This is a genomic window from Streptomyces sp. NPDC060002 (genome assembly GCF_042737245.1).
Classification (GTDB): domain Bacteria; phylum Actinomycetota; class Actinomycetes; order Streptomycetales; family Streptomycetaceae; genus Streptomyces.
On sequence record NZ_JBHWUW010000003.1, the window covers coordinates 107,061 to 125,343 of the forward strand.

At 74.4% G+C, this 18,283-nt stretch carries 8 protein-coding genes; 3 read left to right on the plus strand and 5 right to left on the minus strand.

The window, feature by feature from the left end; translation table 11 throughout:
- The first annotated feature begins 289 nt into the window (after positions 1 to 289).
- Positions 290 to 3,709: an AAA family ATPase gene (locus ACFWBD_RS04460; protein WP_385662497.1), complete on the plus strand. Its 3,420-nt coding sequence runs from the start codon at positions 290 to 292 to the stop codon at positions 3,707 to 3,709.
- 82 nt (positions 3,710 to 3,791) lie between these two features.
- On the opposite strand, the gene ACFWBD_RS04465 is transcribed toward ACFWBD_RS04460, so the two are convergent.
- Complete coding sequence (locus ACFWBD_RS04465) at positions 3,792 to 6,869, minus strand: AAA family ATPase (RefSeq protein ID WP_385662500.1); 3,078 nt, start codon at positions 6,867 to 6,869, stop codon at positions 3,792 to 3,794.
- A gap of 230 nt (positions 6,870 to 7,099) precedes the next feature.
- On the opposite strand from ACFWBD_RS04465, the gene ACFWBD_RS04470 reads away from it, so the two are divergent.
- Entirely contained in the window at positions 7,100 to 10,177 is a 3,078-nt protein-coding gene (locus ACFWBD_RS04470) for an AAA family ATPase (RefSeq protein ID WP_385662503.1), read from the plus strand.
- Positions 10,178 to 10,394: 217 nt separating this feature from the next.
- Complete coding sequence (locus ACFWBD_RS04475; protein ID WP_385662505.1) at positions 10,395 to 11,036, plus strand: response regulator transcription factor; 642 nt, start codon at positions 10,395 to 10,397, stop codon at positions 11,034 to 11,036.
- A gap of 71 nt (positions 11,037 to 11,107) precedes the next feature.
- On the opposite strand, the gene ACFWBD_RS04480 is transcribed toward ACFWBD_RS04475, so the two are convergent.
- From ACFWBD_RS04480 to ACFWBD_RS04495, 4 genes are all read right to left on the minus strand, one after another.
- Positions 11,108 to 12,400 carry an RICIN domain-containing protein gene (locus ACFWBD_RS04480; RefSeq protein ID WP_385662507.1) on the minus strand — a complete coding sequence of 431 codons (1,293 nt, stop codon included), beginning with the start codon at positions 12,398 to 12,400 and terminating at the stop codon, positions 11,108 to 11,110.
- A gap of 21 nt (positions 12,401 to 12,421) precedes the next feature.
- Complete coding sequence (locus ACFWBD_RS04485; protein WP_385662510.1) at positions 12,422 to 16,210, minus strand: hypothetical protein; 3,789 nt, start codon at positions 16,208 to 16,210, stop codon at positions 12,422 to 12,424.
- Between the two features lie 379 nt (positions 16,211 to 16,589).
- The gene (locus ACFWBD_RS04490; RefSeq protein ID WP_385662513.1) at positions 16,590 to 17,438 is read right to left on the minus strand and encodes a type VII secretion system-associated protein; all 849 of its coding nucleotides are present in this window, start codon (positions 17,436 to 17,438) and stop codon (positions 16,590 to 16,592) included.
- A gap of 55 nt (positions 17,439 to 17,493) precedes the next feature.
- The gene (locus ACFWBD_RS04495) at positions 17,494 to 18,165 is read right to left on the minus strand and encodes a type VII secretion system-associated protein (protein WP_385662516.1); all 672 of its coding nucleotides are present in this window, start codon (positions 18,163 to 18,165) and stop codon (positions 17,494 to 17,496) included.
- Between the last annotated feature and the right edge of the window lie 118 nt (positions 18,166 to 18,283).

Genomic DNA, 18,283 nt, shown 5'->3' on the forward strand with positions numbered 1-18,283 from the left:
GATCCGAGAGCGCCACGGACTGAGTTCACCGACCGCCGGACCAACAGAACCGGACACACCGGATACATCGGATGCACCGGACGCACCGGACGAAAGGACCTTCGTGAACACGCTTCCAGAAGGCAGCGGTGCCGCGGTGGTCCGAACCGACTTCGGCGACTACGTGGAAGGCGTCGGCCACGACGGGGTCTACCGGGGGCTCGAGAGCAGGTGACCCTGACGGCAGCCCGCGGCCGGGACGGTGCGCGCATGGACCGGGCGGGGCTGCCGCTCGGGTAAATTCCCGTGCGTGCTGCGAATACGAGTCCTGGGTTCCATGGGTGCCGAAGTCGAGGGCAGACCCGTCGGACTGGGAACCCCTCGGCAGCGCGCCGTCCTCGCCTTGCTGGTCGCGGCCCGCGGCACAGTGGTGAGCGCGGACCAGATGGTGGACGCCGTGTGGCACGGACTCCCCCCGGCCAAGGCCAGCTCGTCCCTCTACGCCTATGTGTCGAACCTGCGCCGCCTGCTCGAACCCCGCCGTCCCAGCCGGGCACCCTCGACCGTTCTGGCAACCTCCGCCCCCGGATACGTCCTTCGGCTGCCCCCTGACTCCGTGGACGCCTGGACTTTCGAGTCCCAGGTGGGCGAGGCCAGGAAGGCTCCACCGGCACGGGCCCGCGAACTGCTGGCCGAAGCGCTCCGATCCTGGCAAGGACCTCCCTTCCTGGAGCACGCGGACGAGACGTGGGCGGCGCCGGAAGCGGCCCGGCTGACCGAGCTGTACGCCCAGGCCCGGGAGCTGTCCGCCGCGGCAGATCTACGCGAAGGCCATGCCAACGAGGCGGCGCTTGCCGCCGAAGCCCTGGTGCGAGAACGCCCGTTGAGGGAGGAAGGGTGGCGGCTGCTCGCGCTGGCTCACTGGGCGTGCGGCCGGCAGGCCGATGCGCTGGCCTCGCTGCGGCGTGCCGCCAAGGTGGTGCGGGACGAACTCGGTTGCGATCTCTCGCCCGCCCTCGCGGAACTCGAGCAGGCCGTACTGACCCAACGTCTCGACGTCCTGCCCGCGCACGTACCGCTCGCCACGACGACCGCCGTCCCCGACACCACCGTGGCGGGCACGCGCGCAGCCACCGACGCTCCTGCCGCTGCGGCCGCCGTCCCGAGCGGCACGGCGCTGGTCCCCGAACCGGCGGCCTCCACACGCCTGCCGTTCGTCGGCCGGGACGACGAGCTGCGCGCGCTGGGCGCCGCTGCGACGGCCGCCCGGCAGTCGGGCTCCACCGCGCTGGTCACCGGCGAGGCGGGCGCCGGGAAGTCGGCGCTGCTGGAGCGGTTCGCCGAGCGTCTGAGAACCGAGGGGTGGTTCGTGCTGATCGGCCGCTGCCCCGAGTACGGGGGTGCGCCGCCCGCCTGGGCCTGGGTGGAGGCTCTCGAAACACTCGCGCGCACGTTCCCCCCGGCCCGGCCCGCGGAGCTGGCCGCTCTGCTGAGCGAGTCCGACGCCGGAACCGCCCCGACCGGTGACGCCGCGACCGTCGGACGATTCCGCATGCACCGCGCCTTCGCGGCCTGGCTCCGGGACGCAGCCGGCCGGCAGCCGCTCGCCATCTTCCTCGAAGACCTGCATCGCGCCGACGCCGAGACGCTCGCCCTGCTCGAAGCCGCGGCCGCGGTCACCGGCCTGCCCGTGTTCATCGCCGCCAGCTATCGGCCCGCCGAGGCCGGAGATCTCCTGGGCAAGACCCTCGCCCATCTCGCACCGAGCGCTCCGTATCGGATCGCGCTCGGTGGCCTGCCCACCGCGGACGTCGCGACCCTGGTCGAGACCGTCTGCGGCGAGCCTGTCGATCCCGCCACGGTGACAGCCCTCACCGACCGCACCGGCGGGAATCCGTTCTACGTCCTGGAGAGCGCACGCCTCCTGACCAGTGAAGGGGCCCTGGTGGCCGTTTCCGAAGTCCCGCAGGGCGTACGCGACGTGCTGCGCAGACGCCTGGCCCTGCTGCCGGCCGACGCCCGTTCCGTCATACAGCTCACGGCGGTGGTGGGACTCGAAGCCGACATCTCCCTGCTGACGCACACGGCGGACATGGACGAGGACCACCTTGTGCACGGGTTGGAGGCCGCCCTGGCCGCGGACCTGCTCACCGAACCCGCACCCGGACGCGTCCGCTTCGTACACGCGTTGGTGCGCGACACCGTCTACACGGACCTGCCCGTCATGCGGCGTTCCCGTCTGCACGACCGTGTGGCCCGGCAGCTGCGCCGCCATCGCCCCGCCGATCTGCCCGCCCTCGCCCACCACTTCGCACGGGCCGGCCGCAGCGACACCGCGGCACTGGCCCTCGACTACGCGCTGCGCGCGGCCGAGATGGCGGAGCGGCGGTACGCCCACGACGTTGCCGTGGGGCTGATCCAGCAGGCGCTGGAGGCACACGCCACGCTCGCGTCCGACTCCGACGGGCACCGCGAGGCCACCGTCGGCCTCCTGGTGCGGCTGCTGGGCGCGCAGGTGCGGGCCGGTGCATCCGATGCCGCCCGACGAACCCGGCAGCAGGCAGTTGACCTCGCCATACTGGCGAACCGGGACGATCTGGTCGCGGCGGTCTACGGCGCGTGGACCGAACCCTCGTTGTGGCGCAGCAGACTGGAAGGCTTCTTCGACCGCACCGCACTGGCCCGCCTGGAACAGCTGGCCCAGGACCGGTCTCTCGACGATCCGACGCGCACACGGGTGCTCCAGGTCCTGGTGGACGCCGTGGCGGCCGAGGACGCGCCACGGGCACGGGACGTGGCACACACCCAACTGGCCCTGGCCCGCGCCGGCGACGAACCACGTCTGCTGGCCTCCGCCCTGATGACATCGGCCAGGCTCATGCCGCATGAGGGACAGCACACCGCACGGGAGCCGCTCGTCGCCGAGCTCCGTCAACTGGCCCTGGCCCACGACCTCCCCGCCTACCACTGGGTCTGCGAGCACCTGGACACACTGACCGCGGCCGCGCGCAACGACCCTGCCCTGGTACGTCGCCACACCGCCGACGGTCTGCGTCTCGCGCTCCGGTACCGGCTTCTGTGGGCCCAGGGCATCAACACCCTGACCCTCGCCATGCTGGCCGCCGTCGAGGGCCGGTACGCCGAGGCGGAGACGGCGTACGTCGAGGCGGATGTACTGTTGCGGCGCATCGGGGCACACCGGGCCGCCGACCTGCGCACCATGGGCCTGATGACCATACGGCTCACGCAGGGCAGGACAGCCGAGATCGAGCGGGACGTCAGGGAGATCCACTCGGCCGTCGGTGCGCCCGTCGCCGTACTGCACGCACTCGTCCTGGCACGTCTCGGCCGGACGGACGAGGCGAGAGCGGTGCCGTTCCCCGAGCGACCGGTGACCGACCATCTCTACGGGCTCGAACTCGACTACCGCAGCGAACTGGCGGTGCTGCTGAACGACACCGGCGCGGCGGCCATGCTGATCACCCATCTGCTGCCCCTCCAGGACCAGTTCGGCGGTGCCGCCGGCGGCGCCTACGCGAGTCGCCCCCTCGCTCACGCCTTGGCCGACCTGTACCGCCTGGTCGACGAGGAACAGGCCGCGGCCGACTCCTACACGCGCGCCGAACAGGTCGCCCGTGCCTGGCACTCGACACACCACGTGGACACCGCCCGCCGGGCCGCCGCGGCACTGCCGCCCCCGGGTGCCCGGCGCCGGACGTTCGCCCCGTAGCGCGACGCCCAGCCCGTCCCTCATCCCAGAAGCGACGTTTCCGCAGTTCACAGCCCGGGTTCGGACGGCCCGGCGGCGGGTCCTATGTCCGCTCCTCCTCCCCCTCGTCGCGGGGCGTCAGGGCGCCGTCCAGCCAGGCTGTCGTCAGTTCGACGCGGGAGCGGCGGCCGGTGCGCTGGAAAAGCCGGGTGAGGCGTTGTTCCACGGTCTTCTCGCTGCACGCCAGGCGGGCGGCGATCTGACGGTTGGTCGCGCCTTCGCCGACCATCGTGATCAGTTGTACGTCCTGCTCGCTCAGACCCGGCCCGGCCGGGCGGCGGGGCCCTGGCATGCCGTTGCGGTGAGCCGTACCGGACAGCGGGGTGCGGGCAGGGCCCGCTATGCCCAGCCGGGCCGTCGCCCGTGCGATGTCGGCCAGCCAGGGCTTGGGGTCGGTGTCGAGGTCCGCCAGGACGCGGGAGCACTCCAGGGCCAGCGGGAGGTCGCCACGGCCGCTCGCGGACGTGTGGGCCGCTCGAGCGCTCTCCGTATCCCGGTGCACCACGCCTCGCGCCAGCAGCAGTGCCTCGTACGCCAGGGGGGAGCCCGTCTCGTCGTACAGAGCCGCCAGTTCCCGTACGACGCGTCGGGCCTCCGGCCGGTCGGCGTCGAGACCGCCACCGATACCGCCGTCCGGACGGCCGTCCGGACCGTGGCGCGGACGGCCGTCCGGACCGTGGCGCGGTCCGTCGTCCAGGGTGAAGCGCAGGATGCGCAGCAGAAGCCGTTCCGTGCCCGCTGCCAGGCCGGCCTCCTCCCGCGCCCGTGCCACATCCCGCCAGGCGCCTTCCAGGGCCTCGTCCGGGCGTCCCGACCAGGAGCGGACCGTCAGGCGGACCCGGGCGGCCAAGGGGTGGGCGATCGTGTCGGGGATCAGTTCCAGCCAGCTGCGCGCCCGTGTCAAGTCGCCCCGGAAGCAGTGGATTTCGGCTGCCAGGGCGCGCACGGCCGGGTGACCGGCAGTGGAGAGGGGGTGCGTGGCGCGGGTTCGGGCCTCGATGCGTCGGGCCGCGGACAGGGCAGCGTCCCAGTCGCCCGCGTGGTAGGCGAGGACCATGGCGTGGTGGCGGGCGGCGGCGCTGTTCCCCGTGGCGAGGTAGCGGTCGCCGAGCACCGCTCGGAGGCCGCCTGTCAGGTCGCCGTACGATGCGGCTGCCCGCAGCCGGAGTTCGGCCGCCCCGTCCAGCGCCTCCGGGGGCAGGGCACGGCGGGCGCGGTTCCACAGGGTGCGGTTGCCTGTGGCCGCGGACAGCAGGCGCAGTTCGGCCGGGAGGGGCAGCGGCGCTTCGGAGGTTCGGGCCGGTGTCGCGGTCGGACAGGGGGCGGGTGGAGCCTGCGGACCGATCCCGTACCGGCTTGCCGCCGCGAGCAGTTCGGCGGTCAGCGCGCGGTGGCCGGGGGGATCGGCCGGGAGGGTGTGCTCGTGCAGGGCGGACAGGGTCCAGGCCTGCGCGGTGAAGTGCAGGGATGCGGTGGCCTCGGCGCTGTGCCGGTCGTGCCGGGCGGTGTCCGCAGCGGTTTCCAGGGCCGCGCGCAGGGGTTGCTCCAGTTCCATGACCTCGGCGTGGGCCGCGCGGGCCAGACCCAGTGCGGCGGCCCGGCGAAGTACGTCGGGGGTGCGGGGGTCGTCGGGGTGCAGGCGGCGGAGCGCCGATGTGTAGGCGCGCAAGGCGCGGGGCTGGTCCGCGCGGGTGTCCTTGCGGGCGGCGGCGAGGAGCAGCGGAATGGCTGTGGCGTCCTCCAGGGCCTGGCCCGCGGCTGTCACATGGTCGGCGAGCCGGGGGTGGCCGGTTCCTGCGGCGGCCGGGCCGAGGCGGTCGGCCAGTGGCCGTACCACGGCCGCGTGGAGGGCGGGGACCGTGCGCGAGGGGTGGCCGGGGTTGGGCAGGGTCAGCAGTGCGGTGGCCAGCGCGGGCACCGCGAAGGCGATGCGTTCGCCCCGGTCGCGGTCCAGGGTCAGTACGCCGCTTCGGAACAGGTCGTCCATGGCGTGGGCCGGCGTCCCGGTGTGCGAGGTGCCGGCGTCCGTGCCGGTGGCTGTGAGGCGGTGCAGGTCGGGCAGGAACAGTTCGGCGCGGTGGGTGAGGTGGGCCAGGGTGGCTGCCGCTTCCGTCGCCGTGGGCCCGGGTTGAGCGTGTCCCTGCCGGCTGAGACGGGTCAGGCTGAGACGGATCAGGTCGTCGGCGTGTGTGGTGACCGGCAAGGGGAAGGTGACGGCGCCACGGGCCTGCGGGGGACCCAGTCGGCCGTCCACCTCCGGCAGTGCGGCGCTGTCCGCCAGGTCGGCGAGGAGGGCCAGGAGGGCTCGGGGGTTGCCCGCCAGCGTGCCGAGGTCATGGGTCACCGCCTCGACCAGTTCCCGTTCGACAGGCCGGCCCAGGCGACGCTCGACGAGTGCGGCCACGGCTCGGGGATGCAGGGGCGGCAGGTCGAGGACTCGGTCGACCGCGGCAAGCAGGGGCGTGCCGCCGTCCTCGCGGTGAGTCGGCGGGTGATCCGGTGCATGCGGTGGCCCGGCGGCCAGTACCACGGGCAGGCCCGCCGGGCGGAACACCCGCAGCAGCAGTGCGAGGGCGGCGACCGTCGCGGGCGGCAGCCGTTCCATGCCGTCGCCGATCAGAGCGAGCGGGGATCGGTGGGCGGCGGTCGTCAGTGCTTCGCCCAGCGCGGCCAGGACGGCGAGCGCTGCGGGTGAGGCCTGGGGATCCGCGTGGGGCGCGGGGCGGTCTTCGGCCAGTCGGGACCGGGCGCGGCGTACGGCGTTCACCCGGGCCGAGACGCGGGTGTCACGGATCTTGGCGAGGAGCCCGCACACCGCGTCGGCGAGCGGTCCGGCGGCGACCGCCGCCCCTTCCTCGACCCGGTCACCGGGGTTCGGCGGTCCGTCGGTGCTCCAGCCCTCGTAGGCGGCCGGTACGGGCAGTCGCAGCACGCGCACACCGTCACCCACCGCCGCCGACCGGGCCGCCTCCAGCACCGTGGTCTTCCCGGAACCGGGGCCGCCGGTGACGAGCAGGGTGCTGGGTCCGGTGGTGGCGCGCAGGACACGGGCGATCGCGGCGATCTCGGTGTCCCGGCCGGTCGGACCGGAGTGCGCCACGGGTAAGGGGTTCGGCGGCACGGCGACTCCTCGCTTCGTTCGTCGCTTCCTTCGCCCGGACAGCCGGGCCCCGCCGTTCGGTCTCCGACGGCGTCCCACGGCCTGGGGGGATCGCGTGGCAGTCCCGGCCGTTTGCGCACCGGGCGCAGCAATAATTGCAGTCGCCCTTACGGTCCGGTCGACCGGGTTTGCCCCGGCACGGGGAGTCGGCCTGCCCAGGCAACCCACGCGGCACTAGGAGAGCACGGACTGTGGCAGGTCGGAGAAACACCGAGTTGGTCCCTGGCGGCACCGCCGCCCGGCTGGACCATTCGTACGAGCAAGTGGTCGGCCGGGAGGAGGAGTTGAGGGAGGTCCATGCGTGGCTGAGGGATCCTGGCGGGCCGCGTCTGGTCGTCGTCCGGGGTGAACGGGGCGTGGGGCGGAGCGCGTTCGTGCGGACGCTCGGCGAGCGGCTCCGGACGGAGGGGGTCGCGGTGCTGCAGCTGGCCTGTGCGGTCGGGGACGCGGAACACCCCCTGTTACTGGCGTTGCGTCTGGTCCGGGCGCTGCCCATGGCGCGGCCGGCCGGGCCTGGCACCGGACCCGGGGTGCCCGGGGCCGGACGTGGCCGAGGCAGGGTGCGGTCCGACACGGGTGCGCTGGCCGCTGCCGAGGCGGGGGATCCGGCGGCGATGGGCCTGGTGCTCGGTGCGGCACTCGCATCGGGGCAGGCACGGGGTGCGACGCCGACGGTCGTGGTGATCGAGGACGCCGAACACGCCGACGCCGACTCCCTCGGCCTGCTGGGCGGAGACGGCGGCGGCGGCCTCTTTCCGCCGGACGTCCGACTGCTGGTCACCGTCGCCGGGCGTGGAGCGGCGTGCGAGGCCGGGACAGGCGTCGGGGGCGACGGCGGGGCCGCATCCGAGGGCGGGGCCAACAACGCGTCGGCCGGGTCGGGCCGTCGGCTGCCCGTGGAGCGGCTGGCGGGCGAGTCGTCCTCGTACTCCCTCGTGCTCCGGCGGCTCGGTGAGCCGGAGGTCGCCGCCATGATGGCCGGGCGGTTGCAGGCGACTCCGCAGCCGGATCTGGTGCGGCGGGTGCACCAGTTCGGCCGTGGTGTGCCGGCGGCGGTCGACGCCCTGCTGACCGGGTGGGTACGGGAGGGCGCGATCCGGGTGGCCGACGGCCACGCCTTCCTGAGCGTCCGCGTTCCGACGCCGCTGCTGCCGTACGACCACCCGCTCGTCGCGGAACTGCGGGCGCTCGGTGAGCCGTACGGGACGGTGGCCGGGGCACTGAGCATCCTGTGGCCGCTGGGCCGGGCGGCGCTGACCCGCACGGCGGCGGTGACCGGGCTGTCCGCCGAGGAGACGTGGGCCGCGCTGCGTGCGCTCGGCCGTGCGGGGATCGTGGCGGAACTGAAGGAACCGGCGCAGCCGCAGGAGGGTGCGGACGGCTCGGAGGGGCCGTGCGACGGTGGTCGGGGCGTCCGGGGCTGGATGTTCTGCCTGCCTCTGGTGGAGCACACCGTCCGGGAAGGGCTCGGGCCGCTGGAGCGGGCGCGGCTGTCGGCCGCGGCGGTGTCCGAGCTGTGGGGTGAAGGGGCCGGAGGCGAGCGCCCGCACGCGGAGGCGGGCGGCGGTGGCCTGCTGGCCGAGGCCGATGCCGTGACCTATCCGGCCGACCGGATCGCGGACGCGGGTGTGCTGGTCGACCGGGAGCGGGCCGTCGATGAGCTCGTACGGACCGCGGATCGGCTGCTTCCCGATGTCCAGGGGCCGGGCCTGCTGCGGTACCTGCGGGCGGCCCTCGACCTGATCGAGGATCCCGGGGCGCGCGAACAGGTGCTGCTGCGGTACGCGAAGGCCGCCTACGTGGTCGGCGACTACCCGCGCGCGCGGGCCACGGGTGAGGAGATCCTGCGCGACCCCGCCGACAGCCTCACCGATGACCTGCTCCAGGACGTCGCCCTCTTGCTGGTCGCCGCGACGGCCGCCTCGGAGGACTGGGCGCAGGTGTCCCGGATGGCTTCCGCGCACTGGTGGCGGGACCTGCCGCTGCCCCCGATAGCGGCCCTGACGGGCCAGGCGCTGGCACTCGGCAACACGGAGCGGTGGGTCGAGGCGCGTGATGTGCTGCTGCGGACCGAGCCGGTGTGGCGGACCGGCACCCGTGAGCAGTGGAATCCCGAGTGGTTCCGGGTCTGCGCCGAGTGGGTGCTCGGACGGCCGGAGCGGTTCCGGCAACTGCTGAGCACTCCGTACGGGCCTGACATGACGCCCGACTCCAAGCACGCTCTCAGCATGGCCGCGGCCGATCAGCTCCTCGGCGCCCGGGATCTGCACGGTATGACGCGACTGCTGGCCTTCCGCGGTCTGTCGCCGGAGTGGATGCCGCCGTACACCCGCTTCCTGTGGCTGCACCTACGAGGGCGTTGGGACGAGGCGCTGGCGGTCGCGCGCTGGATGCTGGCGAACCGGCAGGCGTTCAACCCGGCGCCGAGCCACCATCTGCTCCCCGCCCGGACGGCCGCCATGCTCCTGGCCAAGGGGCGCGCCACCAGTGCGCGACGGCTGCTGGACAGTGCGCGCAACCTCCACGAAGGGCCGCTGGAACTCTTCCTGAACCAGGCCGAGGCCGAGGTGTTGCGTGCCCTCGGCGAGGCGGGCGAGGCCGAGCGGATCCTGCGCCGGGCACTGGCGGTGGCGGACGAGCGCGGACATGCCTACGGCACCGACGAGTTGTGGGCCCTCCTGGCCGAACTCCTCGTGGAGGCCGGGCGGGTCCCCGAGGCGGCCGACGCGCTGGCGAACCTGGAGACGCTCGCGAAGCGCACCGAGGGCGAACGGACCCGGTTGTTGTGGTTGTTGACGTCGGCGCGGGTCGCGGCCGCGGGCGGCCCCGGTGGTCCTGACTGTGGACGGGAGCGGTTGCCGGCCGCCCTGGAGCTGGCCCGCGCGCGTGAGCAGCCGTTCGAGACGGCGGTCGTCCTGGTGTCCGCCGCCCGTTCGGGGGCCGGCTACGGGGAACTGCTGTACGAGGCGTACGACCTGTTCGGCGAGGTCGGTGCCGCGCTGTGGCGATTTCATGCCCGTACGGCTATGCGTGAGGCCGGGCTGGCCGTGCCGGATCGTCGGCAGGTGACCGTCGAGAACGAACAGTTGCTCGCCACCCTGATCACCGAGGGCCTCAGCAACCGCCGGATCGCCTCGGTGCTGCGCGTGAGCGAGGACGCGGTCGCCAACCGGCTGACGCGGCTGCTGAGCCGTACCGGACTGCGGTCCCGTACGGAGGTGGCCACGGCGGTGCTGACCAGCAGTGCGCCGGCTTGGCCGGTGCGGTGAGCCTGTCGGGGTGGCAGAACTCGCGCCAGGTTTCCCTATTCCTTGGCACACGGGGGGTATTTGCCTACCGAGCACGGGGCGGGATCATGACAGCATCGGCCTCCCGTTGCCCTGATTCCCCAGCCATGACATCCGTGACTTCTGTGACATGCACGATATCCGTGCCTTTCACAACGCCTGATGTCGTTCCGTCACTCTGGTACCCAGTGGAGGGCGAATGCCCCGGTCGGCGCTCACACTCACCGTTCGGGTGGCGATCCACGCCCCCGATGCCGTCATACGTGCCGGCCTGGCCAACCACCTCCAGTTCGACCGGCGGATCACCGAGGTTCCGCCCAGCCGAAGCGGTGAGGCCGATGTGACGGTGGTGGCGGTGGACTCGGCCGACGCCGGCACCCTGGACGTGCTCGCCGCACTGTCCGACCGCCGTGAAACACGCTTCGTGCTCGTCGTCGGCCGGCAGTGGCAGACCAACATCTTCACCGCCGTGGACCGGGGGGTACGTGCCGTGCTGTGGCGGGACTCCTTCACCCCCGCGGCGTTCGTGCGGGCGCTGATCACCGTCGCGGAGGGCGGGGGCAGCTTCCCGCCGGCCCTGCAGGGCGTGCTCATGGAGCAGGTCCAGTGGACCCACCGCGAAGTCCTCACGCCGCACGGCCTTACGGCGTCGGGTGTCACACCGCGTGAGACGGATGTGCTGCGGCTGATCGCGGACGGCAAGGAACTGTCGGAGATCGCGGAACAGCTCTCGTACTCCGAGCGCACCATCAAGTACATCCTGTCCGGTCTGATGAAGCGTCTGGAACTGCGCAACCGCGCGCACGCCGTGGCCCACGCCATACGCTCCGGCCTGATCTGACCCGGCACACCGGCATGTCCTGCCCGGTGTGCCGACTCGGATCGGTTGGGCTCAGGTGAGGTCACGCCAGGTCAGTGGATGGTCCACTCGTGGTCGTCGGTGGGGCTGCACGGGTAGACGCCCAGCCGGGCGTCGGGGCCGCCGGAGCCGTCGGCGCCCCACACCTCCAGGCACATGCCGTTGCTGGCCTTGTTGTGGATCCAGTACTGGCCGTTGCCCCGGCTCTCCAGCCACCACAGCTGGTTGTCGGCGGTGGTTGCGGTGCAGGTGCCCTCCCTGACGTGGGTACGCATGGCGACCGCGCCGGTTCCCGGGAGGTCCATGCACAGGCCGTCCTTGACGTTGCGGATCCGGAAGGCGTCCGCCCCGTCCGCGCCCGCACCCTTGGAGCGCACCTCGAAGTCCCACATCTGGTTGTCGGCGGTGCCCCGGTAGCAGTACTCCTGGAAGACCCCGGCGCCGAGCTTCCCCTTGGCCGAGCCGCCCAGGTCGGCGCACATGGCCGTGCTCGCGTTCTTCAGCATGACGTTCTTGCTGTTGGCGATGTTGACGGTGGGCTGCGCCGCCACCTTGGGGGTCAAGGCCGCCCTCGGGGTCTGTGACGCCGTGGTCGTCGTGCCGGAGGCGGAGGTGGACTTCTCCGTCCCGGTGGTGGCGGGGCTCCCGCTCTGGATTCCCGGCTTGCTCCGGTCCGTGTCCGTGGGGCCCGCACCGCCGGCGCTCGTGGTCGGCGCGGGGCTCGCGGTCGGTGACGCGGTGCCGTAGGCCGGTGTGGGCACACCCTGTCGGAGCTGCTTCGGCAGCACCACACCGGAGGCCGGTTCGGTCTGCTCGGCAGACCGGTCGTCGTCGTCCCCGCCGATGAAGAGCAGCGGTACGGCGAGCAGCAGCGCGCCCACGATGCCCGCGCCCGCCAGCAGGGCCTTGGCCGGGCGGCCGGAGGGCGGCTGACCGTCGCCGCCGTCGGCCCCGACGCTCGCGGTGACCTGCGTGTCGTCGTCCGAGGCCGACGCGGCGGCTGCGGTCGCTGCGGTGGGGGCAGCTGATCCAACCGGGGCGGCCGACGCGGCTGCCGCCACCCCGGACGTCTCGGACCGCCCGCGCTCCCGGCCGGCCGAGGCCCCAGGGGACGGCTCGGACGACTCCCCCGCCGGGCCGCCGGACCGGGCCCCCGACGGAGCCGGAGTACTGCCGGACGTCCCTTCCGCAACGGCCACCCGGGATGCCTCCTCCGAGGAGGCGGAAGGGGAACCGGAGGCCTCCGGCGGCATGAGGGACGCATCCGGCTCCCCCGGCGCGGCGGGCACCGCGATGGCGCGGCGTACGGCGGGGGCACCGGGTCCCGTGCGCTCCTGACGAGGCATGTCGTCTCCGTTCTCGGATCTTCAGTCGGCGTGCGGCGCCGTACGGGGCGCCTGCGGGGTGGTGTGCGCCGGGCCGATCGGCCCGTGGCACAGGCCCGGCCAGGCGAAGGCGCCGGGCTCGGGGATTCGGCCGCGCAGCGTGTCGTCCAGCCGGGCGAGCACGGCGCGGTCGGCGTCGTCGAGTCCGTGATGCTGCGGGAGGGGGCCGCCCGGAGTGCCCGGGGCGTCGGCCGGCAACTCGCGGAGCATGATCAGCGGGGCCGGGCCGGACCGCCGTACGTCGAGCACGCGCAGCCGGGTGCCCGGCGCGAACAGCACCTGTTCGACGGCCGCACCGCCGCTCGGGCGGTCGGCCAGCTGGCGGACCCGCCGCCCGGTGGCGGACCAGATGACGTACTGCGGCCCACCGGGACGCGGTCCGCCGGCCCCGACGGGTACGGCGCCCAGCGGGGCCGGGTCGCGCAGGAGGGCGCCGGCGGCCAGGCCGTCGAGGGGCACGTCTACGGCACCGTGCACGGCGACACCCCGGTAGGAGGGCATGCGGCGGAGGGCCGAGGCGAGGCACGCGACGTAGGGCAGGAGGCGTTCGTCACCGGATCGCAGCCCCCGGACGACCGCTTCGGGGGCGAGCGGGCCGTCCGGGGAGTTCAGGTAGATGTGCAGCGCGATCACATCGGCGCGGGCGGCCTCCTGCTCCTGGGCGCGCAGAGCGGGCATCCGGATGAGGGCACGGTCCACGGCAGCCCCGTGCCGTTCCCACACGTCGTCGGCCAGCTCCCGGAACGCCCGCCGCTCGTCCTCGGTGCTGATGTGCCCGGGGTGGAACGGGACGGGAGGCCCTTCGGGCGCGGGCAGCCGGGACCTTTCCGGCGGCTTACCGGCCGTGGGCGGGTGTTGGTGCTCGGGCAGCTCGGTGGGCGGCGATGTGCGCGGCCCACGGGAGGGGGCCGGTTGAGCCTCCCCGGCCCCTGCCGAGGGCGACGGCGTGGTCGCGGTGCTCGGGGCGGGCGGGCGCCGGGCTTCCGCCGGGTCGCTCCCCTCCGGCCGCACCGGGGACGGTCCCGGTACGACCGGCGGCGCAGGCGCCTCGGCGCGCTCCGGTGCCGGCGCGGCGGCGCGGCGGCGGGTGTCCGTCGCCGTCACGGGGGCGGCGGCGGGTTGAGCCGCCGGACCGAGGCCGGCCAACGGCCCGTCGGGCGCGGCGGGTTCGGCGGGTTCGGCGGGTTTGGCGGGCTGCGGCGTGGTTGTTGGGACCCGGACGGGCGGGAGCCGAGGTCCCGCTGCCTCCGGGTGCTCCGGAGCGCCCGGTGCCGGTGTGGTGGCGCGGCTGCGGAGGTCCGTCGACGCTACGGGGGCGGCGGATCGTGCCGCCTGGCCGATGCCCGTCAACAGCCCGTCAGGTGCGGTGGGTTCGCCGGGCGGGGCGGGCGGGAGCTGAGACTCCGGCGGCTTCGGCGCCTCGGTGCGTTCCGGGCGTTCCGGCGTGCCCGGCGTCGGGCGGGAGGGGTTTCGCGCCGGGCGGAGCGGCCCGTCGGGTGCTGGGCGCTCCGGTTGTGGAGTGCGCGACTGCGGTACGGGGGCAGCCGGCCGCACGGGAGGTTCGGGCTCCGTCAACGGCCCGTCCGGTGAGCTGAGTTCGGCAAGGATCTGGCGCGCGGCACCCGCGAGCGGGGGCCGGGCGGGGGTGGGTGCGGCGGGTGCGGTTGCCCTTGGGGCGGCTGGAGCCATGCCGGACGGCACACCCTCGGACGGTGTGGCAGCCCGTACCGCCTGCTGGGCCGGATTCCCCCCGGCCCGGGGCAGCCGGGCCGGCTTCTCGGTCGGCGCCGCCGTCCGGGCAGGCGAACTCCCGGCCGGTGCCGGTGTCCGGCCGTGCGGATCCCCCGCCGGTGCCGGTGTGGCGTGCTGGGCACCCGCCGGTGCCGGTGTGGCGTGCGGACCCCCCGCCGGTGCCGCTGTCCCGTGCTGGGCACCCACCGGTGTCGATGTGGCGTGCGGATCCCCCGCCGGCGCCGGAGTGGCGTGCTGGGCACCCGCCGGTGTCGATGTGGCGTGCGGATCCCCCGCCGGCGCCGGAGTGGCGTGCTGGGCACCCGCCGGTACCGGTGTGGCGTGCGGATCCCCCGCCGGTGCCGCTGTCCCGTGCTGGGCACCCGCCGGTGCTGCCGCGCGGGCAGACGAGCCCTCTGTCTGTGCCGTTGCCCGGGCGGGCGGGACTCCGGTCGGTGTCACTGCCCCCTGCGGATCCCCCGGTGGTGCGGCCTGGCCGCTGGGCCGGGCACCCGCCGGTGCCGCCGGGCCGCCCTGCCTGGCCCCCGCCATCCGGCCCTGCTGGGCACCTGTCGGCGCCGTCAGGCCGCCCCGTTGAGCCGCCCCCGTCGCCTCCGGCGCCCGGCGCGGGGCCGGGAGAGGCGGGACGGTGAAGCGGACGGCGCGGATGCCGTGTTCGGCCGCCATACGGCGGAGTTCGGCGCCCCCGTCGAGGCAGGTGCCCCGTATGTACAGCCGTACCCGGCGGCGGACGTCGGGCCACAGCGAGGTCAGCATCCGGGACAGCACGGGCCAGAGCGAGGCGTCGAGTTCCTCCCCGGGGCGGCCGATCTCGATGGTCGGGCTCTCGGCGTCCACCGGTTGGTGCACCGGCGAGGGCTCCCCCTCCGTCCCGGAGATGTACAGCCCCGCCCGGGTCACCGTCGCCTGCCAGTGCTCCGACAGCCGGACGACGCCCGTCCCCGTCTGCTCGCCGGCCACCGGCGATTCCCAGCGCAGCAGCCGCGGCGTGGGGACGGTGCCGTCCTCCGCCGGGGGCAGGCACATCACCGAATCCACGAAAGGCCGCCACTTCGGCTCCCCGTCGGCACCCACCAGCACCGACCGTACCGGCGCGGGCCCGCCGCCGGCCCGGGGGGCGAGGAACGGCAGCCCGGTGTACACCACCACTTCCGCGCCGAGCCGCTCGGCCACGGCCTGCCCGGTGCGCAGCACGTCCCGTGGGCCGCCCGGAGCCAGCCGTACGGTGGACCGTACTGCCGTGGGCAGTCCGCCGAGCAGATCGCTCACTTCCCCGCCGAGGATGTCCTCGTCCTGCGGCATGCCCAGCAGCACCAACGGCCCCCGGGGATCAACCGGGACGGCGTAGCACAGGTCTCCCGGGCGCGGGGCGGCCGCCTGCCCGGAGCGCGCCAGCACACCGGCCGGGACCGGATCGATCAGGTAGCCGCCGTCGGTGCGTGCGGGCAGCGCCTCCACGGCGGGCTGCCAGGCGGGGGCCGGCTGGCGGGCGCCGAGCCGGTCCGGCTCGGCGCCCGGCTCGAACCGCCACCAGCTGCCGTGCGCGAAGAGCGTGCCGCCGGGCACCACGAACACGGGGCCGTCCGGCGCGATCACGGTCAGCTTCCAGCCGTCCGCGAGACGGCGGGCCAGCGCCGGACGGTCCGGAGGGCCGCCCCCGGTCCCGGACATGACGAGCCGGACCGTCTCCACGCGGTCGTCGCGCAGCACCGAGAGGACCGCGCCCAGACGAGTCCACAGCCCGGCTGCCCGCGTCGCGCCCGCGCCGGCGATGACCGTCACGGTGTGCTCGGCCTCGCCGGCCAGCGCCCGCACCAGGTCGGCCAGGTCGGTGGGGTCCAGCGTGTCGTCGTCGGGGGTGCGCAGCAGCCGCAGGCCGTCGTACTCCTCCACCAGCAGCCCGTCACCGGCCCCGGGCCCGGCCGCCCGCGCCGGCTCCGCCACGGGCGCGGCGGACACCTCGGGGCGGCGCTCCCCGCCCCGGCCGAACCAGCGCGACGGGCGGCCGCTCCGGGTCACCGGCACACTGCCCGGAACCGGGGCAAGGCTGCGGTCTGACTCATGATGGTTCGTCACCTTGTGGGGTTGCGGGGGGTGTTGCGAGGTACGGGACCCTCGGCGTCGTCGCCGGTCCGATGCGGGCAGGCGGGCAGGCGGGCAGGCGGGCAGGCGGGCAGACGGGCAGACGGGCAAGAACACCGGCAGCCTAAGGAGCCGGGACGAGGGCGCACCGGCGCACCGGCGCGTGATTGCACCTGGGGCCACCCAACTCTGCCCGCCTCGGCGGTGGCCGCCGGTCGATCACGGATCAAGCGCCGGGAAGGGATTCCCGAACCGCGCGTGCCCGCGCTGCAGGAGGGCGGTGGTTGCCGTCCGTGCTGCGGGGCAGTCCGGTGGATCAGTTGCCCCCTGTACTCGGTGCGGCGGCGGTTGCGGGGGCGGACTCGGCGGGGGGCCAGGCATCGTCCTCGTCGATGCCGAAGTCAAGGTCGACGGCGGCGGTGGCGGCCTCACTGTCCGAGGTGCTCGCCTCGTTCGCGAAGGAGCCGCTCTCCGTCGGCACCCTCGGCGCGGCTTCTGCTGCGGCTGCGGCCTCCGTCTCGGCTGCCGCCATCGCTGCCCGAAGGGCGTCCAGGTCGACGACCATACTCACCGTCGCCGACGGGTTGACGCACAGGGTGTGGTCGGCGGGCAGGCGGTCCAGCAGGGCGGGGGTCTTGATCAGCTCGAACGCCAACTGCCCGTAGCGGTGCAGGAAGGTGGGGCTGCTGAACACCGGCACGATCGCCATGCCGTCCGGGGTCGCGGTGGAGACCGGGGTGCCGTCGAGGGTGACGAGCACGGCCAGTTCGGCGGTGGCCAGTTCGCGGGTGACGGTCTCGGCGGGGGCGTAGCCGGTCGTGGCCAGTTGGATGGCCGCGTCGATCACGTCCTCGGGCTCCGGCCAGCCGTGCGCGTCCGGGGACGGCTTGTAGGCCTCGTTGTCCTGCCACTCGATGATCTCGCCGTCCAGGTCGGTGCGCCACTGCCCGACCACCGCCCACTCCGGCGGCTGTCCCTCGCCCCGCCAGGTCGGGTCGACGTAGTAGAGCCAGTGGTCGGGAAGCAGCTTGGCCGCCTTGACGAACTCCTCGGGCGGGGCGGGGTCGACGGCGGCGGTGGTGTCGGAGGTGGTCGGGTCGGGGGTGGTCGGGTCGGGGGTGGTCGGGTCGGCGGTGGTCGTCGCGTCGGGAGTGGGCTCGCTCATGGGTCCTCGGGCTCTCGGGTCATCGGGTCGTCGCTGGTCCGACTGGTCATCGGGGTCAGGGCGTCGAGGGTGGTCGGCTCCCGTCCACGTCCTTCGCCGGCGCCGCCTTTGCCAGTGCCGCCGCCAGCCCGTCCATGGCCAGCACCATGCTCACCGCGGCCGAGCTGTTGAGGCACAGGCTGTGCCCCTTGGGAATCCGGCCGAGGACATCGGCGATCCGCACCAGCTCGAACCCCAGCGGCCCGGTCCGGTGGAGGTGGCTCGGCGAGGTGTAGACCGGCACCACCGCCGTGCCGTCGGGGGCCGAGGCGCGTACCGGCTCGCCGTCCGCCGTGACCAGCATCGACACCTCGGCCCCGGCCAGGGCGGCGGTGACGTCCGAGGCCGGGCCGTAGCCGGTGGTGGCGAGCTGGATGGCGCGGTCCACGGCGTCGGTGGGCTCGGGCCACCCCCGGGCCCCCGGCGACGGCCGGTAGGCCTCGTTGTCCTGCCACTCGACGATCTCGCCGTCGGCGTCGGAGCGCCACTGCCCGACCACCGCCCACTCCGGCGGCGGGGCCTCACCGCGCCAGGTGGGGTCGGTCAGGTAGAGCCAGTGGTTCGGCGCCGCCTTGGCGGCCCGGACGAAATCCTCCGGCGGTACGGGCTCGACTGCGGGGTCGGCCACAGGGCCGGCTGCGGGGTCGACCGGGGCGGCGGCGGAGGCTTCGCCGTTGGACTCACTCATCTTGTCCTCGTTCGCTGTGCTGTGTTCACTGCGCTGTAGTCACGGTGCTCGCTGTCGCGCCGTTCGGAGGTCCGGTCCTCAGGGGTGGGCCCGGGTGTCCCCGCACCGATGTGTACCG